This window comes from Gimesia aquarii, from assembly GCF_007748195.1.
Taxonomy (GTDB): Bacteria; Planctomycetota; Planctomycetia; order Planctomycetales; family Planctomycetaceae; genus Gimesia; species Gimesia aquarii.
Genome location: NZ_CP037920.1, coordinates 905,517 through 930,852, shown reverse-complemented (window position 1 = coordinate 930,852; position 25,336 = coordinate 905,517). Strand labels below are relative to the sequence as shown.

General features: G+C 45.6%; 17 protein-coding genes. 8 read left to right on the top strand and 9 right to left on the bottom strand.

Annotation, left to right across the window (positions count from 1 at the left end):
- The first annotated feature begins 47 nt into the window (after nucleotides 1-47).
- The gene (locus tag V144x_RS03805) at nucleotides 48-1,046 is read left to right on the top strand and encodes a DUF1559 domain-containing protein (protein WP_144981615.1); all 999 of its coding nucleotides are present in this window, start codon (nucleotides 48-50) and stop codon (nucleotides 1,044-1,046) included.
- A gap of 180 nt (nucleotides 1,047-1,226) precedes the next feature.
- Nucleotides 1,227-1,652: a transthyretin-like family protein gene (locus V144x_RS03800; protein ID WP_144981612.1), complete on the top strand. Its 426-nt coding sequence runs from the start codon at nucleotides 1,227-1,229 to the stop codon at nucleotides 1,650-1,652.
- A gap of 270 nt (nucleotides 1,653-1,922) precedes the next feature.
- On the opposite strand, the gene V144x_RS03795 is transcribed toward V144x_RS03800, so the two are convergent.
- Complete coding sequence (locus tag V144x_RS03795; RefSeq protein ID WP_144981609.1) at nucleotides 1,923-3,284, bottom strand: hypothetical protein; 1,362 nt, start codon at nucleotides 3,282-3,284, stop codon at nucleotides 1,923-1,925.
- Between the two features lie 391 nt (nucleotides 3,285-3,675).
- On the opposite strand from V144x_RS03795, the gene V144x_RS03790 reads away from it, so the two are divergent.
- The 5 genes from V144x_RS03790 (at nucleotide 3,676) to V144x_RS03770 (ending at nucleotide 11,303) form a co-directional block, all read left to right on the top strand.
- Nucleotides 3,676-4,497 carry a sugar phosphate isomerase/epimerase family protein gene (locus V144x_RS03790; RefSeq protein ID WP_144981606.1) on the top strand — a complete coding sequence of 274 codons (822 nt, stop codon included), beginning with the start codon at nucleotides 3,676-3,678 and terminating at the stop codon, nucleotides 4,495-4,497.
- A 555-nt stretch (nucleotides 4,498-5,052) separates the two neighbouring features.
- Nucleotides 5,053-5,295 carry a hypothetical protein gene (locus tag V144x_RS03785; RefSeq protein ID WP_197998742.1) on the top strand — a complete coding sequence of 81 codons (243 nt, stop codon included), beginning with the start codon at nucleotides 5,053-5,055 and terminating at the stop codon, nucleotides 5,293-5,295.
- 239 nt (nucleotides 5,296-5,534) lie between these two features.
- Nucleotides 5,535-7,436, top strand: a complete 1,902-nt coding sequence (locus V144x_RS03780) for a transglutaminase domain-containing protein (RefSeq protein WP_144981603.1) — start codon at nucleotides 5,535-5,537, stop codon at nucleotides 7,434-7,436.
- A 203-nt stretch (nucleotides 7,437-7,639) separates the two neighbouring features.
- Complete coding sequence (gene hflX, locus V144x_RS03775; protein WP_144981600.1) at nucleotides 7,640-8,992, top strand: GTPase HflX; 1,353 nt, start codon at nucleotides 7,640-7,642, stop codon at nucleotides 8,990-8,992.
- Between the two features lie 124 nt (nucleotides 8,993-9,116).
- Complete coding sequence (locus V144x_RS03770) at nucleotides 9,117-11,303, top strand: tetratricopeptide repeat protein (protein ID WP_144981596.1); 2,187 nt, start codon at nucleotides 9,117-9,119, stop codon at nucleotides 11,301-11,303.
- Nucleotides 11,304-11,351: 48 nt separating this feature from the next.
- Here the strand turns inward: V144x_RS03770 and V144x_RS03765 are convergent, their stop codons facing one another.
- A complete protein-coding gene (locus V144x_RS03765; RefSeq protein ID WP_144981593.1) occupies nucleotides 11,352-12,338 on the bottom strand; it encodes a ParB/RepB/Spo0J family partition protein in 987 nt (328 codons plus the stop codon).
- 163 nt (nucleotides 12,339-12,501) lie between these two features.
- Nucleotides 12,502-14,298, bottom strand: coding sequence for a glycosyltransferase family 39 protein (locus V144x_RS03760; protein WP_144981588.1), 1,797 nt, complete (start codon nucleotides 14,296-14,298; stop codon nucleotides 12,502-12,504).
- 271 nt (nucleotides 14,299-14,569) lie between these two features.
- On the opposite strand from V144x_RS03760, the gene V144x_RS03755 reads away from it, so the two are divergent.
- A complete protein-coding gene (locus V144x_RS03755; protein WP_144981585.1) occupies nucleotides 14,570-14,887 on the top strand; it encodes a tetratricopeptide repeat protein in 318 nt (105 codons plus the stop codon).
- A gap of 92 nt (nucleotides 14,888-14,979) precedes the next feature.
- Here the strand turns inward: V144x_RS03755 and V144x_RS03750 are convergent, their stop codons facing one another.
- From V144x_RS03750 to V144x_RS03725, 6 genes are all read right to left on the bottom strand, one after another.
- Entirely contained in the window at nucleotides 14,980-15,798 is an 819-nt protein-coding gene (locus tag V144x_RS03750; RefSeq protein ID WP_144981582.1) for a hypothetical protein, read from the bottom strand.
- Between the two features lie 52 nt (nucleotides 15,799-15,850).
- Complete coding sequence (gene clpP / locus V144x_RS03745; RefSeq protein WP_144981579.1) at nucleotides 15,851-16,462, bottom strand: ATP-dependent Clp endopeptidase proteolytic subunit ClpP; 612 nt, start codon at nucleotides 16,460-16,462, stop codon at nucleotides 15,851-15,853.
- Nucleotides 16,463-16,542: 80 nt separating this feature from the next.
- Nucleotides 16,543-17,184 carry a ClpP family protease gene (locus V144x_RS03740; protein WP_144981576.1) on the bottom strand — a complete coding sequence of 214 codons (642 nt, stop codon included), beginning with the start codon at nucleotides 17,182-17,184 and terminating at the stop codon, nucleotides 16,543-16,545.
- Nucleotides 17,185-17,658: 474 nt separating this feature from the next.
- Nucleotides 17,659-18,747: a DUF1559 family PulG-like putative transporter gene (locus V144x_RS03735; RefSeq protein WP_232102705.1), complete on the bottom strand. Its 1,089-nt coding sequence runs from the start codon at nucleotides 18,745-18,747 to the stop codon at nucleotides 17,659-17,661.
- A 299-nt stretch (nucleotides 18,748-19,046) separates the two neighbouring features.
- On the bottom strand, nucleotides 19,047-23,750 hold the full coding sequence (locus tag V144x_RS03730) for a hypothetical protein (RefSeq protein ID WP_144981570.1): 4,704 nt from the start codon (nucleotides 23,748-23,750) through the stop codon (nucleotides 19,047-19,049).
- 82 nt (nucleotides 23,751-23,832) lie between these two features.
- Nucleotides 23,833-25,293, bottom strand: coding sequence for a prepilin-type N-terminal cleavage/methylation domain-containing protein (locus tag V144x_RS03725; protein ID WP_144981567.1), 1,461 nt, complete (start codon nucleotides 25,291-25,293; stop codon nucleotides 23,833-23,835).
- Nucleotides 25,294-25,336 lie beyond the last annotated feature (43 nt).

The window sequence follows — 25,336 nt, the reverse complement described above, 5'->3', positions numbered from 1 at the left end:
TGAATTAAACTTGATGTCGTTATTTATTTTTTAAGAAGGAGAGAACCATGAAGTTACATCGTACAGCTAATCAATCAAAAGGGTTTACTTTAATAGAACTTCTTGTTGTGATTGCCATTATTGCTATTTTGATCGCTCTGCTTCTGCCAGCGGTCCAACAGGCTCGAGAAGCTGCCCGTCGTTCCCAGTGCAAAAATAACCTGAAGCAGATTGGTCTGGCGATCCAGAACTATCACGATGCATTCACCACATTCCCCCCCGGTTATGTTGACGAACGGGGCTCAGGTGGAACACTTGCGGATAACGAGGGACATTGGGCCTGGAGCACAATGATCTTGCCATATATTGATCAGGCTCCCCTCTATAATCAGATGAATCCAGGCCCAATAACCGCATCAACGGCTTTGAATGATGCAGTCATCCGCACAAGCATGCAACAGCCGCTCGCCGCATTCCGCTGTCCCTCCGACACCGGGCCAACTCTGAATGGAAATGCCGGCCAGGGAATTCAGGCAGATAATGGAACGAATTATGAGCTTCCTGTGTCAAACTATATTGCTTCCAATAATAACCGTACCTTGCGGCAGTCTCGTTCATCGAACGGTGCTAATGGTGGTTCGGGAGCCACAGGCGCATTCTGGCGCGACAGCAAATTGCGGTTTCGCGATATCACGGACGGAGCGAGTAATACGATTTTGGTCGGTGAGCGGTCATATAAGTTGGGTACAAGCAATTATTTCGCAGGAACTCTTTATGCTGCTCGTGAATTTGGTGGAACGAATGGTCCGGAGCAGGCGAGTGGAAACCAGGGGCTGATCGCAATCTTCGGAGGCTCGACGTATCCAATTAACCCAGCGAATCCGTCAAACGTTCCTACTCGTCAGGCTTTCAGCAGTCAACATACCGGGGGAGCTCATTTTGTCCTCGCGGATGGTGCCGTGCGATTCATCAGCGAAAACATCGACCTTAATACAGATAATGCCGTCAACAGTACGCTGGAAAGTCTGATTGGCGTTGCCGATGGGCAAGTCATTGGTGAATTCTAAACTCCTCCACAAGTTCAGTGTTATTCGGGTTCGATTTGTCGAAACGTTCTCAGTTGTCGGGCGTTTCAATGAGCGACACTCGAATCTTCAACGATGACAGTCCACTACGATTTCGTTGCCTTGATAATCGCGGGAGACACTTTGCACAGGGCAATCTATTGCATTGAAAGGATAATTACCATGCCACTCAGGTTGTTGAGTATGTGCGCGTTAAATTGTTTCACCCTCTTGATGTTGACAGGCTGCGGGGAGTCGGGCCCTGAACTCGCTTCCGTAACAGGCCATGTTACTCTCGACGGTAAACCAATAGCCAATGCGCGGGTTGAGTTTTCCCCATCGGAAGGACGAACATCAGTCGGTACAACAAATGCCGAAGGCGTTTATGAATTACAATACTCAATCGAAAAAGCAGGAGCGGTGATTGGTTCACACAATATAAAAATCACCACGGAACGTGCGGCGACAGGAGGTGAAGGGGGCGAGCCGCTGGTGCCCGGCTCCAAAGAACTGCTCCCATCAATTTACAATTCGAAAAGCAGTTTAACTGAGGAAGTCACACCTGGTGAAAATATGATTGATTTCTCACTCAGCAGCCAGCCCAACTAACGGGAACCAGTTCGCGGCGGAAATTCGCAGTATTCTGGCACGAAGCGTAGACTGCGGTTAGTGACAGCGTAACCCAGCAATAAAAATCAGAGTCCGTATTGGGTTGTCTTCGAAATATTCCTCTTCTGGGGCGGAGCAGCCACTATATGCTGCCGATCTGAGAGACGATCTCCCTCCTCCCTAATACAAAAAGGGCGGTTGATCAGAAATCAACCGCCCTCTCGCAGTTTCAATTTTCAATTACTGAAAGCGCTTCTGGCTTCTCTTTGACTAGTTGCTGACACAAGTCTTGGGAGCCGGTGCAGTGCATGTCTTTGGCGCGGGGCAGCAGACAGGCACTTTACGGCAGACTTGTCTTGGCACACATCGTGTTTTCGTGACACAAACAGTTCGTGGCACACATTTGGTTCGCGTTACATATCTCGTGCAGCACACTTGCTGGCAAGTTGTGTAAGGAACTTTTCGAGTACAGGTCTTTTGCTCATAGCTACAGGTGGTGTAAGGAACCTTTCTGGTTCGGCATTCTGAAACCATGGTGCAAGTTGTATAAGGAACCTGTTTAGTAACACATTCTTCCTTCCAGCAACAAGTCGTGTAAGGAACTTTACGAGTGCGGCATTCACGCACCATCTTGCAGGTTGTGTAAGGAACTCTCTTGGTTCGTGTTTCACACTCATAACGAACACATGTGTAAGGCACCTTTTTGGTAATCGTGCAAGGAACTCGCTCACATACTGTGTAAGGAACCCGCTCGTGCTTTACTTCGCGCTGGTAAGTTGTGCAGCAAACCTTTCTGGTCACCGTCTTGGGACACCAGATACGTCGGCAAATTGTTGTTCCAGGACATTGAACTTTCACTTTTTTGCAGCAACCGGGCTTGTAGATCGGGCAGCATGAGCTGCAATCATATTCCCAGGTCCCTGGTTCACAGATACATTTTTCAACGACTGGTCCAGGGCAGTGTTCTGTGGTTGTTTTCCATTCACCACAGCAAACTTCAACGTTATGCCAGGTATGAACAGGCTTGCAAACAGTACGGCAGACATCCCGGTAACAGGTTTTGTATTTTGTTTTGTAAATCGTGCAGCAGACATCCCGATAGTGAGTTTCGCAAATTGGACGTCTTACTGTGTAACAAACGTCGCGATAGCAAGTGTTATAAACAGGCTTACATACCGAGTAGCATACATCGCGGTAGCAAGTGTTATAAACGGGCCGTCTGCGTTTGCAGGTTACTGTTCGATAACAGGTCTTGTAAACGGGACGACAGACTTTGTAGCAGACGTCTCGATAGCATGTTTTGTAGACAGGCTTGCAAACCGTATAGCATTCATCACGGTAGCAGGTCTTGTAAACATTCTTGGTGTATTGAACAGGAACTTTTTCGCAGATTGTATCATACACTGTTTTTTGACAGGTATAGTTCTGCTTTTCCCAGACAGTATCAATGACTGTCTTGTAACAGGTATTTGAACATTGTTTGGCAGCGCTATAATCACCACAGGATGCACATGCTTCTGTGGGACAACAGTTATAACTACCTGCTCCCAGGTAGCCTGCCTGGGCATTCTCTCCAAAGCAGGCCATTATCATTGCGGCCGCCAGAAGGGGAATCCAGGTTGTATTTTTCATTGGTCTATTCCTCTACTTATTCATTTCAGCAAACAAAATTGAAAACTGGATACAGTTAAAATCTACTTCGTCACTAAACTTGCCATCTCTTAACCGATACACCTATTCCACTTTGTCTTACTACTCATTCTTTTCTCAGTGGTCACCACAAACCGTTCGATCACTACAATCGATACACTGTTGAGTTCTGCTTCGATATAAAATCGTGCACTCGACCGATTCAGCACTCAAAACTCGGTTACTGGAAATGTGATGTAACTCCTGTGATAGCAATCTTCAAAACTGATCTAAGAGAAACCTTGTTATACCTCGATGAAACATTGACAGCCTGCTATCCTCAAAGGGATGAATTCACTCTTAAATCTTTTCCATAGTAAAGTGAGATACTTACATGAAGTTTGCGATTTGTCAGGAATTGTTTGTTGATTGGGACTGGGAAAAACAATGTAATCTGATTGCCGAAATTGGCTACAAAGGAATTGAATTAGCGCCATTCGCTTTTGCAGACCGCCCCTCAGATATTTCTGCAGAACAACGAGCTGCAATCCGCAAAACTGCTGAAGACCGTGATTTGGAAATCATTGGTCTGCATTGGCTTCTGGCAAAAACAGAAGGGTTACATTTGACCACTAACGATACGGGGGTCAGAAAAAACACTGCAGACTACCTCATTGAGCTGGGAAATCTTTGTGCCGATCTTGGTGGTGACTTAATGGTGTTTGGTTCTCCTTTTCAACGCGATATTGAAGAAGGCATGTCAGCCGAGCAAGCATACGAAAATGCCGCAGAAGTTTTCCAAAACTGCCTACCTTTAATTGCAGAACGGGGTGTGCGGATTTGCATGGAACCACTCACAACCAAAGAGACCAATTTTATAAATACCTGTGAAGATGCAATGAAGCTGATTGATATGGTTCAAGCCGATAATTTTGTTTTACATCAAGATGTGAAAGCAATGTTGGGTGCTGAAACAGAATCCATTCCTGAATTAATTCAGAAGTATGATACAAAAGTAGGGCACTTTCATGTGAATGATTCTAACCTCCTGGGACCAGGAATGGGCGAGACAGATTATCATCCCATCTTTAAAGCGCTGAAGGAAAGTTGCTATCGAGGATGGATCTCTGTTGAAGTTTTTGATTATGAACCAGGCGCAGAATTGATTGCGCGCGATAGTTTTCGTTACATGAAAGATGTCTGGGAAAGCGTCTGAAACGCTCAAAAAAAGCGATCAAGCAAAAAAATTTCAGAAAACAGCAAAAAAAATTTGACGTACTTTTTATGCTTTTTTGAAAACGCTTCTGCTGTTTTTTTCAAACAACTTTTTATAAACAAACTGATTTTAAAAACATCAAAGAGGTTGTTTTTACGCTATTATAGTAGTGTTAAATCAACCCCTCTTTTTATGACTCATACGTTGCGTTTTATGAAATCATTACTTAAACGTTACGACTTCAAGTGGAATCACAAAGTACGCGCGCCTTTACAACAAGCCAAAAATAGTCATTTCACAAAATAAATGACTTGCAGAATTTTAGGAAATATTTACGATGATCCACATTAAATGGATGTAAGTCCTTATTGTGTAATGAGTGTCAATTTAGAAATCGTTTGATCTCATGATACTTCATTTTCAACAAGGGTAAGCATCGGGGTTTGTCAAGGTTGACAAACTCAATTCTTATTCGTTGTGGCAGACCTTTGCCGACTTATAGCCCGGAGCCAGCGGCAAGGCAGCCCTCGTTTAACTCTCAAAGGAGGATTTGCGGTGGCAAAGAAAAAGGCAAAGAAAAAAGCAGCACCAAAGAAAAAGGCTGCTCCAAAGAAGAAAAAAGCAGTAAAGAAGAAAGCTGCTAAGAAAAAAGCTGCTCCAAAGAAGAAAAAAGCAGTAAAAAAGAAAGCTGCTAAGAAAAAAGCCGCTCCAAAGAAGAAAAAAGCTGCTAAGAAAAAAGCAGTGAAGAAGAAAAAAGCTGCTCCAAAGAAGAAAAAAGCTGCTAAACGGAAACGATAGTCGTCCATTTTAGTATTTGGAGACAACAAGCCATAACGAGTAAGAAGCGATCGAAATTTCGATCGCTTCTTCTATTTCTACTGCTCGCGTATTTCAAAATCTTTACCTTGAGCCACTTTACTGAATAAGAATCAGAAAAGAACCCTACTCCTCTTATAGTGGCACCTGGACTTGCTTTAACGCTACAATTGCCCAGACATCGCTTATCAATTTTCAGCAGACTGAAAGAATCATTCGCATTGAATCAAAGCAGTAAAGCATTGACTTTGAAACCAAAACGTAAGCTTTGGCGCACCCGATTTAAAATGGCGCGTAGCACGTTTTCCTTTGCAACACGCATCCCATATCAAGAAGTCTGTCAGCCGGAAGTTTCTGAAGAAGAATTACAACATTGGGGAGAATACATTCTCTTATCCGATTCCGTTTGTGTGTTACATCGAGATGGAACAATCACAAGACGCGCGCATAATCTGACAAAACTTCATGCAAATGAATCGTTAGCACAATGGGATGAGGTCTACCGTTTTTATGATCGCCAAACCTCACTTTATAAAATTCAAACAGCCAAAGTCCATCTCCCCGATGGGAGTTCCAAGAAAGCCAAAAAAGTCGTTCAACCCTATGGGCAAACTTATTTAAACTTTTATCCACTTCGACCAGGTGTGACGGTTGAATTCGAAGAGCAACAAGATTTTTTTACTCCAGACCGAATTGCAGCCTGTATGTGGGGGCAAGAGTTTTTGCGCTTTGCAATTCCTTGTCGTAGACTGCGTTTTACTGTCGCCATCGCCGAGCCGTTTTCGCTTGAGTTTAAATTACATCTCACAGAACAAGCACCTGAGAAATGGAAACAGGGAAAATATCATGTCTACCAGTGGGACATGCGTGATGTCCCCGGTTATGAAACAGATGATGGAACTCCTCATCCAAGGGATGTCTTACCATGGGTCGATTTTACAACACTGTCTTCCTGGGAACCGGTCACAAAATTTTACATGCAGGATCTGGATCCACCTCAAAAAACACCTTCCCAAATTCAGAAATTGTCCGAAGAACTCACGCAGGAAGATCAGAGCGAAGAAGAGAAACTCTATTCGATATATAAGTACTCTTCTGAAGACGTCAGGTATGGACGACACCCTAATGAACTGAACCTGGAAAAGACGCGTGAAGTAGGTTCCATGCTGGAGGACATGCGAGGCGACTGTAAAGATAAATCATCTCTGATGGTTTCCATGCTGAGACATCTGGGAATCAAATGTAACATCGCGATCCTTCTTACGCGTATGAACGGCTCAGTCTCTTTTTTACCGGGAGCACGATTTGACCACGCCATCGTTTGTGTTGACTTGGAAAATGGAAAGCGTCTTTGGTTAGACCCTGCTGGTGGACCTGTTACATTTAAAGATCTGCCAACAAACGATCAAGGTACTCAGGCGCTACTCCTGAACTCCAATGGCGGCGAACTGACCACGATTCCTGATCGTGGTTCTCAAAGTCATCAAATCAATCGCGTCTGTCACGGTGTTTTGTCAGAAGATTGCAGTTATCAGTTCACAGCTGAAGTAACAACGACCGGCGATACCGCCATGGAACTTCGTTTGAAATATGTGAACCGAAATGAAGAATCTACGGCACTCACCCTGGAAAAAGAACTAGCGGCTCATCTGACAGGAGCCAGAATTGAATCACCTCGATTTATCAACCTCAAAGATATTTCTAAAAAAGTGAGTTATACCTACCGGACTACACTGGAGAAATGGTCCCGACAGATTGAAGATATCATTCTTTTTCGTATCCCCTGGATTGGATCAATGCATACCGTTGGTCTGGTAAATGTCCAAAAAAGAACTTCAGCGTTACAAACTCCCAACCCTGTTCGTTTCACCGATGATCACAAAATTGAAATCCCAGCAGGATATCAAGGTTATGGATTGCCTTACTCACATGAACTGGAATGTAAGTGGGGGCGTTATCAGGCATCCGTATTTGTCGAAGGTTCATGTCTCATTTGTAAACGCGAAGTAGACCATCGAGGGGGTATTGTGTTTGAAAATCAATATCAGGAATTTAAAGAATACTGGGAAGCCTGTACCCGCGCAGATGCTCTGGATATCGTTTTAATGAAAAAATCCGCATGATACACATGTATACATTCTGGTTAATTTAATTAGTATGGCTCTCTGATAATTACTAAATGAACTTACAAACAGGAATTGGTGTCGGTAGTGTAGAAAAAGCCTATTCTCTCATAAACAACCTGTTAAAATGAGAGATAGGAGTTGGGACAACAATCAGTCCTCACATGACTGTTTATACTATATTACATTAAGGTTGAATCTCCTTGGCAGATCCTAAACGCGAAGAGCTGCAAGTCAAAGAAAAAAAGGCCATTCTGGCCGCCGTCATTTCTCCTTCAAGCCATATTAATAAAGAGCAAGCTTTAGATGAATTACGAGGTTTAGTCGAAACTGCTGGCGTCAAAGTCGTTGGTACGCTCGTCCAGAGTCGTGAGCATCCTCACCCTGCTACATGTTTGGGTAAAGGGAAGCTTGCGGAACTCAAGCAGATGGTGAAGCACGTTGATGCCGAACTCATTGTTTTTGATAATAATCTCTCCCCTTCTCAAGGAAGGAACATCGAAGAAGAGACAGGAACAGTGATCGTTGATCGTAGCGAATTGATTCTTGATATCTTCGCGACTCATGCAAAAACATACGAAGCGAAACTACAAGTAGAGTTAGCACAGCTACTTTATTTTCGTCCTCGCTTGAAACGCTTATGGACTCACTTGGAACGAATTGAAGGGGGTGTGGGTGCAGGCCGTGGACCTGGTGAAAAGCAACTCGAAACAGACCGACGATTATTGGATAAACGCGTCTCAGAATTAAAACGCAAACTCTCCGAGGTAGAACGTCGTAGAGAGCGGACCGTCTCGCATCGGTTCGATCATCTCACTGTTTCGCTTGTTGGGTATACTAACGCAGGCAAAAGCACACTAATGAATGCGCTCACCGGCGCTGATGTTTATATCGCCGACAAATTATTTGCGACGCTTGATACGCGCACGAGACGCTGGGAACTTCCACACTGGGGAGAAATTTTGCTCAGCGACACCGTCGGATTCGTAAGAGACCTTCCGCATCATCTGGTTGCTTCCTTCAGGTCCACACTGGAAGAAGCGCGGCAAGCAGACTTGTTACTACACGTCGTTGACTCCAGCAACCCTGAAGTAGAACACCATATAAAAACCGTTTATCAAGTCCTGGATGAAATCGGCATTGATCACCAGGATGCAATCCTGGTCTTTAACAAAACAGACAAGATCGAAGACAGATCTAAACTTGATGTTTTACGTTTAAAATATGATAACGCTATCAGTGTCAGCGCTGTTTCCGGAGAAGGTTTGGACCGTCTAACTCAAACTGTCATTGACCGTTTGGCATCCGGCTATGCCATTGTAGAAATTGATACACCGGTAGGAAATGGGAAGTTACTTTCTCAACTGGAAGATCATTCACTGATCTTATCTCGTGAATATTCCAGTGATGACTCTCGAGTCACGTTACAAGCCCGCATTGCGCGACGATTTTTACCACTGTTAAAATTAAATGAAGAAACAGAGTTGAAAATTCAGGGAGAAGAAGAGACTTTTACTGCAGACAGAGTCCCTGAAGAAACTGTCAATAAGCTCTGATTCCATTTGCTCACAATAACGCTCTCGTTCACTCCTAAAACCCGATCTATAATTGATACAGAGATGATTCTCTAACTACTAATCAAATAGACTTCTCAAGATAGACTGATAAAGCAGTAGTGTGATGAAGAAACGATGGATTTACGGTTTGATCGTACTGTTAAGTATTACATCAATCGGTTTAGCCATCGACTGGTGGACTGCCCTCCCGGAAGGCGAACAGGCGACTTATGTCGGTAGGCAAACCTGCTTCCAATGCCACCAGAAAGAAGCCGAACTTTGGAAAGGTTCCGACCACGACCTTGCCATGAATCCGGCAACTCCCGAATTTGTACTGGGTGATTTCAACGATACCAAACTCGAACACTTCGGTATTACATCTACGATGACACGGGAGAATGACAAATTCTACGTAACCACCCAGGGCCCCGATGGGAAGACAGCTCGATTCGAAGTGAAATACGTCATCGGCGTGAGACCATTACAACAGTACCTCGCGGAATTGGACCGAGGTAAAATTCAGGTATTACCAGTCACCTGGGATACAAAACAGAAGCGTTGGTATTACGCCAGTCCTGATGAACCATTTGGCCCTGATGATCCCTTGCATTGGACTGGCTCGGCCCAAAACTGGAATCATATGTGCGCAGAATGCCACACTACAAACTGGTCTAAAAACTATGACATTGCGACCGACACACATCACTTTTCATTCTCCGAAATGCGAGTCAGTTGTGAGGCCTGCCACGGCCCAGGATCGATTCACGTCAAACTTGCCAAATCAAACTCACTGTTCTGGGATCGTCGTTATGGTTATGGTTTGGCGAAACTCAAGGGTAAAGATGCCACAGCACAATTAGAAAGTTGTGCTCCCTGTCACTCTCATCGACGGCACGTGGCGCCCGGTCATACACCCCTTGATCGCTTTCATGATCATTACGCACTCTCGTTGCTGGAAGATCATCTCTATCATCCCGATGGTCAGATCGATGAAGAAGTCTACGTCTTCGGATCGTTTACCCAGAGTAAAATGTATCGCAAAGGTGTTCGCTGCACCGACTGTCATGATCCTCATTCGACACGTCTCAAGTTTCAAGGCAATAAACTTTGCACCCAGTGTCATCTGGAAGCGAAATATGATGTTCCCGGTCACCATCATCACAAAGTCGGTAGTACAGGTGCTTCATGTGTTGAATGCCATATGCCTTCCAAAACCTATATGGTGGTTGACCCCAGACGCGACCATAGCCTGCGTATTCCTCGTCCCGATCTGACAGTCAAATTGGGCACGCCAAATGCCTGCAACCAATGTCACACAAAGCCCGATGAAACTCCGGAATGGGCGGCGAAAAGCATCGAGAAATGGTACGGTCCCAAACGGCGAGATGATCCACACTATGGCGAAATACTGGCAGCAGGCCGAACGGGAAGTCCTGATGCGGAGCGAGCCCTCATCAAACTGACACGCAATAAGGAAGTTGGCCCTGTAGTTCGCGCGACCGCTGTTTCGATATTAGCAACTCGGTATCAAACCCAGGAAAGTCGAGCTGTAGTTGAAAAGGCATTGAAGTCAAAAGAAGAACTCGTTCGGCTGGCTGCCTTGCGTGGTTTTGATGGATGGACTCCCCGTTCCGAAAAAGAAGCAAATGAGATCGGGAAATTACTGGCCAAGGGACTGACAGATTCCTCGCGTGGAGTGCGAACTGAGGTTGGACGCATTCTGTCTTCACTCCCCATTCTACCGGATACAAAAGAAAACAAGCAGGCGCTGAAAAACGCTTTGGAAGAGTATAAGACAGGGTTACTTACTGACGGAGATCAATCAGGCTCGCACATGAGTCTGGGGATTCTCTATGCCAATCAGGGTGATATGAAACAAGCCGAACAGGAATTTCGTACGGCCATCAAACTCTCACCAGCGGTAGCAGGCCCGCGATCTAACCTGGCTCAACTTCTCGAACAGTTGGGAAAAGCCGATGAGGTTAAAAAATTGAGGACTGAAGAAGCAGAGCTATTAGCCCGTGATGCAAAGTTGCTACCCGAGAACGCACTACTACAATACCGACTCGGTTTGCTCTATTATCTTTTAGGACGAGAAGACGAAGCGGTAACCGCGCTGACTAAAGCCTGCGATCTGGAACCACAGTCCGCCGATTTCCAACTGATGTTGACCCTGCTTTATGAAAAACAGGAAAAGTGGAAGTTAGCATTAGAGTCGGTCGACAAACTCATTCGCCTTCAGCCGGAGAACCCCACGTTCCGACAGATTCTTTTGAACCTGCAACAAAAAGCAAACCCGAAAGACAAGTGATAGCCTTTCGGGTCACTGACGTACTAATCTAAAACCATAATCTCTCAGTCAGGCGCTCTTTCGTAATACTCCGGTAATCCGTTCAAACGTCTCATTGGAATCGAAGGGAATCATGATTTGTCCCGAATGATCTGTCTTGAGTTTGATCTCCACTTTCGCTCCAAGGATTTCCCGTAATTGTTGCTGTAGATCCACCAGATGATTGGTCATTTCAGGAACTGCCTTAGACTTCTTCGCATTCTCAAAGGGAACCGTATCAGCTTCTCCTTTGATGATTTTGCGAACTTCAGCTTCAGTCTTTCGTACCGACAATGATTCCGCCTGAATCTGCTCACAGACGGCAACCTGTCGATCTTCTTCCAAACTCAGAAGTGCCCGCGCATGACCGGCCGAGATCTTCTCATTCTGCAAAGCCTGTTTGACGGGCTCTGCCAGTTCGAGTAGACGAATCATATTATTGACTGTGGAACGATCCAGACTTAATCTTTGTGAGAGCTGCTCAATCGTACTGTTGAACTGACTCAGGTAATTTTTGAAAGCCTGTGCTTTTTCCAGAACATTCAGGTCCTTACGTTTGAGGTTTTCCTCAATCGCCACTTCACAAACCTGTCGCTCTTCCAGGTTCAACACACGGCAGGGAACTGTTTTCAACCCTGCTTCGCGAGCTGCCTTCAATCGCCGCTCTCCGGCAATCAATTGGTATGCTCCATCAAAGGGACGTACAAGTAAGGGTTGCAGGATTCCGTGCTGACGGATACTGCCTTCCAGTTCCTTTAGCGACTCAGAGGCAAAGTCCTGGCGAGGCTGGTAAGGGTTCCGTTCAATGAGCTCAATGTCGATCTCATCCTGCTCAGTAGGAACAGAAGCTTCAGATCCGTCTGCCCCCATTTGATCTGGCTGATTTTCTGATTCCGAATCAGAGCCACCCCGCCCCAATAAGGCATTCAATCCACGACCTAATCTGCGTCGAGGAGCACCTGGAGCTTCAGATTGCTCAGAGGAGTTATCAGCTTCTGTTTGATTTTGTTCGTCCATAACGTTCTCTTCTTACAATTAAACTGCCTGACAAAATAAGGGCACCATACGAGGCGCGGGATTCTATTTCGAATTCCAGTTTGAAGCAAGAGGGCTTTTCGAAAGTATTCGACGAATGTTAGCTTGAATGGCCGTTTCACGTGGAACACCCAGTTTGCCAGAGTTATTTCGCCCGATATAATATTATGGGTTCGATCTCAGTCTCATTATTCAGATGTGCCTGATTTAGTCTTACCAACAGACTCGGCGAATAATCATACGACTTGACTAACTCAAAGTGATCACGCACTTGTTGGAACTTCTTTTGAAAGTCAGCATCTGCAGCGGCATGTGGACCTGTGAGTAAATAGACCGGCATCGAATTTGGAAGCGAATTCAGAAATTCAAAATCTGCCACGGGTCCGGTTAATGAGTGTCCTTGTGCCTTCAAATTAAAGAATAATCCGGGCTCAGCGTAAATGTAAAGAATCGAATCAGAAACACCAGCACCGGTCTCTGCGCGTATGTCTGTGAGCACATTCTGGGAAACCTTAGCAAGCCCATTACGAGGCTGCCAGGCAACCACTGACCAGGGCATTATACAGAGTGTGATGATCAATATCATAATCACACTGATTGCCGGAATGAAAGAGAACCGTTTTTTCTCTTTATCAGATAAGAAAGAGAACAGTGAACTTCTACTACGCTGCTCGATCCAACCAGCAAGTGCGGCTGTTCCTAACCAGGCTGAGATCGTCCAGGGAATCGTCAAGCGAGGATAAGGATAGTAAAGCGGAGTCGTCAGAAACAATCCACAAAACCAGGCCGCCAATAACCAGGCTGCTAAAGATCGCTTCAAAGATTCTGAATCAAGCTCGTCAGTTTCGCTCTGCTTTTGCCCCGTATGCTTACTGGCAAATAACAACTGCAAGAAAATTCCCAGGAATCCCAACACCGCAAGTGTCGGACTCACTCCCAAAACGTAAACTGCAATGAGAGGTAGCGCTGCCAATACTCCGACTATAATAACATTCCACGTGGAACGATCAGTTTGTGACCTTGCGTTGAGGACTAGTTGTCTTTGCACCTTGAGCATGTGTAATAGAAGGCAGAGAACCAGACAAACCAGACCAATTCCAATATAACCTGGCGTCCCCTCCAGTAGTTTGTGGTTATCCACCTGACGAGAAAACGAATCAAGCCAACCAGAAAACCCAACTACATAGCGACTGTGATTGGCGGCAACAACAGAGTAGCCACCCCACTTCTGAAGCCCCATCAGCACCGGTAACCAAACAAGAAATGCGATACACGCAATCACGCTCCAGCGTAAAAAACAGCTTGTTTTCGAATCGAGTTGCCGGCGGTAGATGAAGAGCCATGGAAGCATTCCGGAAAGCCCTACCGCCAAAGGAAGCCAGCCATTATATTTGGTAGCCCACCCTGCTCCGATTGTGAGACCTGCCAGAACAGGCCACTTCCAGTCTCGACTGAGATAGCTCTTCCAGATCAGGTATACGCTTAGTAATAAAAAAAAGCCTAGTGTAACATCAGTCAAAGCGGCTCGACTGTAGACAAGATGGAGATCACTTAAACCGGCCAGTGTCAAAGCCACCAATCCCGCCGCAGGACCAAACCAGTTTCGTGCGACCCACCATGCCAAAGGGACAGTCAAGATCCCCGATAACAGCGAAGGGAGAAATGTACCCCAGGAACCACTGCCGAGGAAGACCATCGACCACTCAATCAGGAAAGGTAATAGTGGAGGTGCATAGAAGTACCTTCCTGGATATTCAGCGCCTTGCTCCGGAGTAAACCATAAGTTAGAGGCATAGACACCTTCGTCAAAATGTTCGATAGCAGTCTCAGAGAGAAACAGACAGCGGAAGGAGCCCCCTAACAAAAAGAGTATCACAACTGTGATGAATTCCAGACGGGTAATCGGTGTCGATTCTAGTTCTTTGATTTCGATCTGAGGCACATCCCGCTTTCATCAAATGAGACAAAAAATAAGAACAATAGAAGTTCATCAATTCTACAGGAACCGAACCTCTATGCCTATGACTTCTTGCGATTCGTTCACTATCATAAATACTTCATTCTGGAATAGCATTTCACCAGAGAATAGTGGTTTGTAAAATTGTTTGCTAGACTATAATCATTAAAGTGACGTTACTGAATCCCTGTTAAGATGGCAGTAACAATCAAATGGAAGCCTCAAACTTTAACCGTACATTTAGAGAGAAGATGGGATGAGCACGCCAGCAAAGCTATACGATGAAGCAGTCAAAATCTACGAGAGCGGAGACATCGAAAAAGCTGTTGAGAAGCTGAATGAAGTCTTAGCAATTGACGAAAACTATGTGCTGGCTCTTTCAGCTTTAGCAGTTTACAATCAAAAGTTAGGCAACTTCGATGAAGCAATTGCTCATGCAACGAAGGTTACGGAGTTGGAACCAGATGATAATTTCTCATTCATTCAGCTCTCTGTCATCTGCCAACGCTGCGGACGCATTCCCGAAGCAGAGGATGCCATGGCTAAGGCCCACGCTGTAGGACCTAAAAAATAGTGAAACAATGGCTTCGTTGAATCAACATAAAGCTCTCCTAAGAATTTATTAGTGAGAGCTTTTTTGATGCTGGTTCCAACAACTTCAAATCATTACTCTTTGATCATCCGGAATGGTGAATCTATTTCAGAATCATCCTCGGCTTGAACTTTTGACGAATTCTTGAAAGGGTTGTCAGTCACTTCTGAAACTGTTCCGGGCTTTTCCTCAAATGAAATTCGCGCGGGTTCAACTGGCGCTAGCCTCTCTCTGGAAACCGCCTGGATCATAGAAGGTTTTAAAGAGGGACTGATTTTCAATGGAGCAGTCGTATTAAAGGTTCGTCCATCCTGTGACTTCATGCGAACCACGAGTGTCAATTCTTCATTTGCAGGCTGTTGTTGCCAGGGAAGCTCAAATCGAAATCCGGAACCGGCAAATCCGGAATACCAGTGTGAGCGAACTTCCTCGCTATTGAAGCTCCATATACCAATCTTGCGATTTGCCTCTGGTTGATTTAAATCGACCAGCTCCAGTTCAATGTTGGCGGGAAGTTTGACAGTCTCTCCATCAGCGTCATGAGGAGTGACGAGTGTTGTCCAGAGTTCGTCACCTTCTTGATTATCAATATCCACACCACCAGTGAGGAGACTATTGACTTTGACACCGGTGACTTTGTAAAGCGCCTGCGTTTGCTCAGGTAATATTTTCCCCTGCGATGCGTTAGCAAGCTGCTTTTGCATTGCCTCTGTTTGATGACGGGCTGTCTCCAGCGCCTGATGCGATTCTTTCAAATCGCGCTGCAAAGCAAAAATATTGTCTTCCTGCTGACGAAGTCGGGCTTCCAGCAAATCCGTAGAACCCCGACCACCACACCCGCAAAGAGTGAGCACCAACAACAACGACGTCCATGTCGAAAGGTATTGCTTCATCGGAAATCAACTACAGCAGAAGGATCCTCTTCTGCTCTCCTGAGTATCAAAGTTAGGTATTCTCTTTTTCTCCAGGTGCTTCGAGGTGCTCCAGCACATTATCAATTAAGCCATAAGCTTTCGCTTCCTGAGCATCCATGAAATTATCGCGGTCTGTATCCTGCTCAATTTTCTCCAAGGTCTGACCTGTATGATGCAGCAGAATTTCATTCAACCGCCTCTTCATCTTCAGAACTTCTTTTGCATGAATGTCCAAATCGGTCGCTGTTCCCTGCATACCTGCCAAAGGCTGGTGGATCATGATACGGCTGTTAGGCAAGGCATTCCGTTTTCCCGGCGCACCTGCCGTCAGCAATAAAGCTCCCATACTGGCAGCCTGGCCGATGCAATAGGTGGCGACATCACAGGAGATATATTGCATGGTATCATAGATTGCCATTCCCGCGGTAACAGACCCCCCAGGCGAGTTGATATAAAAATGAATGTCTGCTTCTGGATCATCAAACTGCAAAAACAGTAATTGTGCTACCAGACTTTGTGCCACCTGATCATTCACCTGCGATCCCATCATCACGATACGATCCTGCAGAAGACGACTGTAAATATCCATGGCACGCTCATCGCGTCCATTCTTTTCGATCACATAGGGAGTAAGGACCGTCATATAACACTCACTTCAATAGTTGCTAAATTAATGGTTGATAATCACTCGACAGTACCGATGCCGACTCAATTTATTACTTTTTACTTGTCTTCTTTTTTGTCTTTGTCTGAATCGCCCTTATCGCGAACCAGGACCTCATCAACCAGCCCGTACTCGACTGATTCGGCAGATGTCAGAAAGCGATCGCGGGAAGTATCTTCCGCAATTTTTTCAATGGACTGCCCGGTATGCTCAGCTAAAATTTTGTTCAGAATCTCGCGTGTGTCCAGAATGTCTTTAGCCTGAATCTCAATGTCGGACACCTGACCACCGACTTCACCATAAGGCTGATGAATCATCATTTTGGCGTGAGGTAAGATATATCGTTTGCCCTTTTGACCACCGGCAACCAGAATGGCACCCCCACTGGCAGACAGACCGACACAATACGTGGCCACATCGCATTCTATGAACTGCATCGTATCATAGATGGCCATCGTGGAGGTGACTGAACCACCAGGAGAATTAACATACAAATGAATATCCTGATGTCGATTTTCCGATTGCAGGTATAACAGTTTCATCACGATTAAATTCGCGCTGGCATCGTTGATGACACTATCCAGAAAGATAATCCGATTATCCAACAGGAGATCACCAATCCCCATCTGACGCTGCTGAGAGTAACTTCGGGCGCGTTGATTTGCCTGAGTTGGCATTTGCCCTGACATCGGGTCGAACATGATATTATCCTGAGATGTAATAGTTGTATTGAGTGGCTCGTGACGAGGTTAAATCTGATCTAACTCTCACATAAATTTGAATTGTTGAATATGGTTGCTCTCTCATTTTCCGTCAAGTTGTAACTTATTGATTTTATGGCGTCTCTGAGGTTTGAAGGGACTCTTTCTGATACCTCAGCCATAGTTGTGTAGAGATTCTCTATTTCCTTTGATGCGTTTATAACGTTCCTTATCCTATTTGCCGGTGATTCGTCAAGAGATGTTATTGAGTTCGGCCAGCATCTTTACCTTTACTTTCTACAAACATCATTTGTAGAAGCTTAGGATCTCTGCACTTCAGCAAAAAGTGTACATTGAATCACATTCTATTTGTAACCATAAAAAAACACCAGAGACCTTACGATCTCTGGTGCGAGAATTTGAACCGATTTGAGAACAATGACTCAAAAACGTCGTTTCCGAGTACGTCTCCTCTTAGTAAGCAGTCCCGTCAACAACAGCCTGACCGTGCCGTAGACCAGCGGGTGTCAAGAGACGAGCATACACGCCAGCATCCATCTGTGGTGTCAATGACTTTCCACTACCATCGCAGAAAATGACGTTGACTGCACCACTGGGATGGTTGGAACTGGGCCGCCAGGCTGTTCCTTTTGCGGCAGTCAAATTCGAACCGATTCGTGAATCAGTTCCACCTCCGGCAATCGGATTCAGCAAATTAAAACCAGATGGCAAAGCCAGTGATGTTGCTGGACTAGAATAAAGACCTCCAATATCTACACCAAATCCCAAACTTCCGGTGTCCTGATCAGACCATTCACCGGCCTGAAGGTTCTCCGACAACATCAGTGTCTGAGTCAACCCATCAGCAGCAGAAATGAAGTCCAAAGTCATACGTGAGGTATGAGGTCGCCAGAAAACTCCTGATCCAAACTTAAAAGCAATATCGCCTGTTGTAGCTGCGTCTAAGTCAAGTCCGCCATCACCTACAGGATGATGTCCCTGAGAACCAACAGCTAGTGAAGGATCGTAGCCAACTCCTGTAGTATTATAAAGGGCGGAAACATAACCCACATTCACAACATAAGACAATGCTCCTTGGTCAGTACTGAATTGGTCGTCTGGGCAAGTGAAAACAGGAAAACGGTTAATATGTAATGCTGTCAGTGCATTAGCTTCAGGCACTCCCGCCGTGGGTTGTGCAGCGGCACTGGCAGTGGCATCCCACCGTTGACGGAAACCAACTTGATCTAAAAATGGCAGAAGCGTAATGCACCAAGGTAGATTATCTAAGCTGGCATTGGGATTTGCTCCGTCATTTTCAATATTTGGATCAACCAACAGGGGCAATTGAGAGTTCGCACCTGATGAGAAGTTGACTACAGCCAACCCCACGTTCCGCATATTGTTCAGACACGTAACTTTCCGAGCGGCAGCACGAGCACCGTTAATCGCTGGCAAGGTCAGTGACACCAGGATGCCGATAATGGTAATGACCACCAGCAGTTCGATCAGCGTAAACCCTTTACGCTTCTGTAACTTTTGTTTGATTCTTTGAGCTTTCATTGTCATTCTCCTCACTAAAAATACGGTTCAAACAGATTATATATTAATTGTACACAACTAGCAAAAACAAACACAAAAACAGTTTAATTCTTCAGGAAACCTAAGGAATCACAATTGAATCGAATTTAAAGGAATAGACGATTTAAACGTCCAAGCCTGACATTATCCGATCACCAGCGGCCCGCAACCAAAACCTGCGACTACAGTAACATGGCTCTCCCCCTCTCTGCTGTAATGTGTTTCATGACAGTGACCAATTTGTATACTATAGCAAATGTACGATTTTTTGTTCCCACAAACTAATCTTCTTGGATTGACTGAATCAAATGACGATAGCGAACCAGCCTCTTCCAATTATCGAATTTTTTTGTCGTGGGTTCATACGCTTCTTCAATACGTGAGCGATCAATTACAAAGAACCCACGGTAATCGGGCTGATTCACGGCTTTACCATGCGCCCGATCGCCAATCTGTACCAGACCATCGTGGACCGTAAGGCCAGGCCCAGAAGCCTCAAAGTAAGCCACCGACATAAATACGGTGAATGTATTACTGCGAGTCGTCGTATTCCCCATAATTTTGGACAGAATCCGGTTCCGTGAATGGAAATCAACAGAACTGCCCTCGTGCTCTGTCCTATTTGCAACTTCGAATAATTGTCGGGGATCATCAAGATGACCATTTGAGATGTCATTAGGCAGCGATCGAAACAGAGTATTCTCTCTCAAATCACGAACGCCTGTTGATGCTACATTTCGAGATCCGAAAAAGTCGAAGCTGCGAAAAGGTCGTGAACCAGGAGTCCCCGGCAATTCTTGATTTGCAATAGGATCAATAGCATCGCGTGATTTAATAAACTCCGCCCACCAGTTGCGTGTGGCCCCTTCATTGTTGTCGTTTAGACGGAGAATTTTGTGAGCGTTTGTGACATCAATATTATAGGTTGAAGCATCGAGGACATTGTTCGCAGTTCCCATATCATCAATCAAAGCTGCCAATACTGAAGGATGTCTGACTGTGTTGAGATTGATTTTTCCAGGAACCCGAAAATTCTCTAGTGGATTTGCAAGCTGACGATGAATGCGTGAAGGTACCTCTACATACTCAAATAAACGATACCAGTAATTATCGTCCGAATCTGGACCATTATTATTAGCCCCATCCGGGTTAAGAAACTTCTGAATGCCGGCCACTTGAACATCGTCCCCAGTCTGCTGGCCGGTATTATTCACAAGCGCATAAGTGATTAAACGGTCCCTTGTTTTGGTTGGATTAGATGAACCATCTAAATTGCTTCCACTAGGGCCTGTAGCTGAAACAGGAAGGATTTGCTCAGCAGTGATTTCCTGAGTAGGGCCAACAATTGGTACAGAGAATAATTCAATGGGAGAAGAGAAATCACGGTCGAAATGGGGCTGCCATAAATTGAATCTACTGGAAGGTAATGTAGTAGTCAAACTATTTATATCACCAATTGTATTACGAATATTACCCGAGGCATTACTCAGACTCTCACCATTACGTTTATCTAATGGTTGTGAGCGTTCCTGGCTTCTCATATCGCCACGATCCAGTTGTGCTTGTGCAGCCGCCGCTGTATCCGTAGCGAGGTTAAATTCACTCTTCCTGACGGATATTTCATCAACCAGAACCCATGGGTTATCTTCATCCGGGACAGGTAAACCAGTGGTTAAGTATGTGTCGCGTCCCAAATGGGCTTTGCGGAATAGTTTGATTTTGATATCAGCAGAAGTGCCGCTCAACTCAGAACGAGCATTATCTAAAAAACTGCCTGTGCTGCCTGTGATATCCGTAAAGCTATCGTTCAGAATCGTCACGAGAGAATTACTGGTTGCCTGGTCTTTCACGAAATCAATTTTGTTAGCAGCAGGAATGGTAGCAGCAGGAATAATTCGTTCATCAGGATCATTAAAAGCACCATTACCATCCAAATCGACTCGAAATTCACTATAGGGGTCGCCACCCGATATCTCTAAGTTATCGGCGGAATTGGTACTCAACAATGTAAACAGCTCACCAGCGTCTACTTCGCTATTCTTGGGAATAGCATAGGTCTCCATGTCTCCATCCACTTCCAGGCCAATCATCCAATTACCACGCGTACCGAATTGAACAGTATAAGGGCTATTATTTCGCAACTCGATCGCGGTAAAGAATCGCTCACGATCAGCGCCATCTACTTTATCATCGGGAAACTGGGTCACGTTAAGATCACTCATTTGATCTTGACACTGAACCAACAAAAACTCACTGAGAGTCAACTGCTGGGCCTCCACTCCCCAGACCACCTTACGTTCGCCTGTTGCCTGTTCGGTAGCTGTATTCGTGTAAGGGTTATCATCCAACCCCCAGCCATTACTTAAATCCGTGTCATATTCAAAACGAGTCAGTACGTCATCCGGATCTAGGGCATCTACTACGTTGACTGCAAACTGAGCCATTTGAAGTAAATCATCTGGAGAGTAAGTCCGAACTGTAGTAGCTGATGGAGAGTTCAAAGAGTAAAGTAATGTGTAAATATCACGCGCCATTCGTTGACGATCAAAGCGAGCCCAGATTTCTTGAGCAGTTACATTTTGCGGTGGATAATTTGGCATTCGAACTGGATCCGAGTATGGATCCCAATCTACTCCAGATGAGAACTCGACCTTTGAAGCAGGCAACGCATCCAACACACCATTGCCGTTTAAATCCTCACCAGCATCCAAGGAGCCGTTGTCGTTCCGATCTTCTCCGGGATGAGGGGTTAAAGGTCGATAGGAAATGGTACGGCCTGTTCCAGTGCTTTCAAAAACGAGTAACTGATTCAAATTTAATTTGAGTTGATGAGGGGTATTAATAGCACCAATTGGTAAGCTTACTCCCAGCAACTCCAACAATTCAGGACGAAAGGCACCTATAGAAAAAGTGGGAGGGAACTGATTAGTTGGAGCTCCATTGACAGATACTGGTCGCGAGAACTGCTTCCGATCCCAGCTCATGGTAGTAAACCGTTTACGGCGGTCAAAGTCTGAGCCGTCAGTGGTGCCAAAGTTAAGCGGCATCAATGTACTTAATCGGGAAGTCACACCGGACCTCACGATATCGGTGCCGGAAAGCTGTAGATGAGCCATCTCTTCCGGGCCGAAGGGATCGTCGTAGGGACGCTGAACTTTTTCCATATCAACGACAATTTCATCCGAATCGTCGACCAAATAGTTCTCGCTAGCGACACTAGCAAAATTATTAAAGAGGCCAGCTGGCCAACGAATCGAATCAGAAGATGACAAGGTAGGACCGGCGATTTCGTAATTCGAGTAGGAAGGCCACGTTGCCGGACCCCCAGTTGGAGCCTGTAAGTTAACGAGTTTATAATTGGGAGCCCCCCCTGATCTCCAGGTACTGCCTGCCCCGTTATGGGCGAGCGGGTGTTTAAATGCAATCGCACCAGCGCGTGAGCCCTGCAGTGAACCACTCAGGGTACTACCTTCGTAGCGGTCGGCATTATCGTCTACGCCGCTTTGCCCCGGTCGGGAAAACTGACCAGTTACCAGATTATCGGAAGTTGAATTTCGCTGCGCTGCAAACAGGCGGCTAGGTTCACCCCAGCGACCCGAAAATAAATCGCGGATGTCAGACTTAGTGCCGTTGGCAATTGTAGAAGGAACCGTAAAATCAGGGCGACCGTAATTCAAGAAGAAATATTCCATGTTGGATAGTTCCGGCCAAGTGGTCGGTTCCGCTCCAAAAAACATGCGATGCTGGTTGAATTCCGCTACAACGGGACTCGGAATCAGTGCCGTCAACGCCCACTGTGGATTAATCTCACCCGGAGAAGAAAGCCCTTGATGAGATCGGGACAGGAAAATAAATTGATTCGAACCTAAACCTGACGTATTGTTCCCAAAACTGCCTGTTGGCGCGTAATTCAGATCAATACTACCCGGTTGTCGCATATTTCCAGCAGTATTCAGATTGATCAGGCCATTAGTATCATACACGGTGAATGAAAACATGGGGATAATATAATCACCCGGATTCTGTGGGTCTTCAATGGGTGGAAAATCGAGATCTAACCAGACTCCTTCCGGGATCGTATCACCGTCATTGTCGACGTCGAGTGAATAATCTGTTTCTGAGTTTCCCAGACTATTAGCTGTCCAGATCCCCAAGGCACCAGGGTGAGTAAACCCAGAATTATCAAAGACATTGGTACTAAACCGTGAAGAACCTGAATCGGCACCAGAGCCTTCACGATGGATAAAATTATGATTATTATGTGGTCGTAAAGCCCTTGTCGCAGCTACCGCATTATTATAAGGGTCAGAAATAGGACTTCCGCCTGTTCTCATGTATTGAGGCCGATGAAATGAGGGAATAATTACCAGTTGCACATCGGTTAGATCGGTGGGCCAATTGGGACCAGGTACATAACCTTTATACGCCAAGAAAAACGAATTGATATCGGGAGCAGAATAATCAACGTCGGGTTCAGGGAGGTTGCTGATATGGGAATTCGCACCAGCTTGACCACCGTAGGCAACAGGGGATGTATTTGCCTGCACCAACGTTGCATTTCCGTCAGGGTTAGCATCATAGTTTTGATCTACGTCAATATTTGAACCATCAAGAACAACATTTATTCCCTGGCCGTTAAAGGGAATCTGGTCACTCCCCAACATGTTGTAGATCAGGGAATGGCGGGGGTAGTCACCGCCCCAGAGAGCACTATTCTTGCGGTAAGGGTCCGGTCCTTTGATCAATTGTTCGAGGCCCCAATTAAACAAGACATCAGCCTGCAGACCGGGGTCGGCTTCGTTGATGGCAGCATCGGCAAAGTTTTCAGCGCTGGTCTGTTCCTGCGCGGAAAAGGTATAGAACACCACAGCCATTAAGGCTAAAATAGCCAACAGCGCGATCACGACCAACAATGTCGACCCGCGACGTCGTGAAGAGACCTGATTCAGGTAGTTGTCTGTCTGTTTTATTGAGATGGATTTCATTTCCATACCCCCCGAAGTGTCTGATGACCGTGACCCGGACCGGCACTAGGAAAACGTTGTTTATGTTTCAAAATTTCAAGTTTCAATCCGCCAGCAGATTGGTTAGCGGGTGAATGATCGTCATTTGTCGTAACTGTTGCGATGAAATATCTACATATCGAATCGTAATCTGAATCGCTTTTAAGGCTCTGAGGTTCCCGGAACCATCGTCTGGCCTGAAAGGAGGTTCATCCTGGCCTGTGGCATGATTGTTATCCCCATCGGCATTGTCAACGTCATATTCGATATGCCAGGTATCGTAAATGTTGGTGGCAAATGTGCTGTCTGGGTTATTGTTCCGGTAAGCAGGGGTTGCACTGCTTGCGTAGTCCACAGCGATGGAACTCCCGATATCCGTAAACTGACCCAACCCCTCATCGAAAAGTTTGATGTCAAAGGTAATCACGTTCGAAAGCACCAGGTCTTCAGAACGCCGTGAACCGGTGGTGGAAGCATACTGATTGACCACATTAGTATTACGGTCCAAAATCAGGCTTGAACTAGTTGGATTCATCGGATTCGCACTACCACTGACGTTAGAGGGAGCCTGTGGATATTGGAAATCAGGATGCGATGTTTCCTGATGCGTAAACCGACCAATAAATTGAGCGATTCCATCGACATCATTCACATACTCACGTGGCAAGCCAGTAGCATGATCATAGCCAAACCGGAAACGGGTACGACCCAGCGAAAAATTCGGTGATTCAAGTGTTGTATTATCTAAAGATTTCACATCGTGAAAGTTCGCATAGGCCGTTGGTGTTCCAGAACGGTAGACAGAAAAGTCAAAGTCATTCCAGAAGTTGCCAGAATAAAGTGAATTGGCCGGATCAAAGAACTCAGCCCCTCCCGCCGTCTGTGGTTGGGAAGAATTAGTGGTTTCTAGATCCAGCGGTTTGCGAATCAACAGAGTCCTACGATAGAGATTTCCACCCCGCATGAAATAACAAATTTCAGCATAGGGAGAAACAGATGTGCCATCAGGGCTGATCCTGGCGTCATCCGTTTCCGGCTGATTAGGATGTGCAAAAATATCTCCCCCCAACACCGATGCTTTCCCGTAATATGGGGTCGTATCCAGAAGTTTAGACGTAATATTGGAATCGGTTGTGAATTGAATCACGTCGTCACTATCGTTATTTGGATCGTTCTCCGAAATAACCAGATACCCACGACGATCAGTGTAATCGCTGAGTCTGAATGCAAATGCTTTCTCAGAAGGAGAAAAAGGAATAATATTTTGAAACGTTCGCTTATTCAGATCTGACTGAATCAGTGTCGTTATCATCCGCGCCCGCTGATCATTTTCTGAGAGACCGCGCTGCGCCGTGATCGAGTTGGAAGCAATCTGAAAGATTTCGGTAAACATCACCATCATCAGTAGAACTAGCGCAACAGACACCAGCAACTCAACTAGTGTGAATCCGTCCTGAGCTTTCGTCAGGTACTGCCTGTCCTGTCGTCGGGCAGTGAGCTTTCTGTTACCTACTGAGTATTTCATACTGAATTCTCAATTCCAAATCGACAAATAATTTCTTCTGACC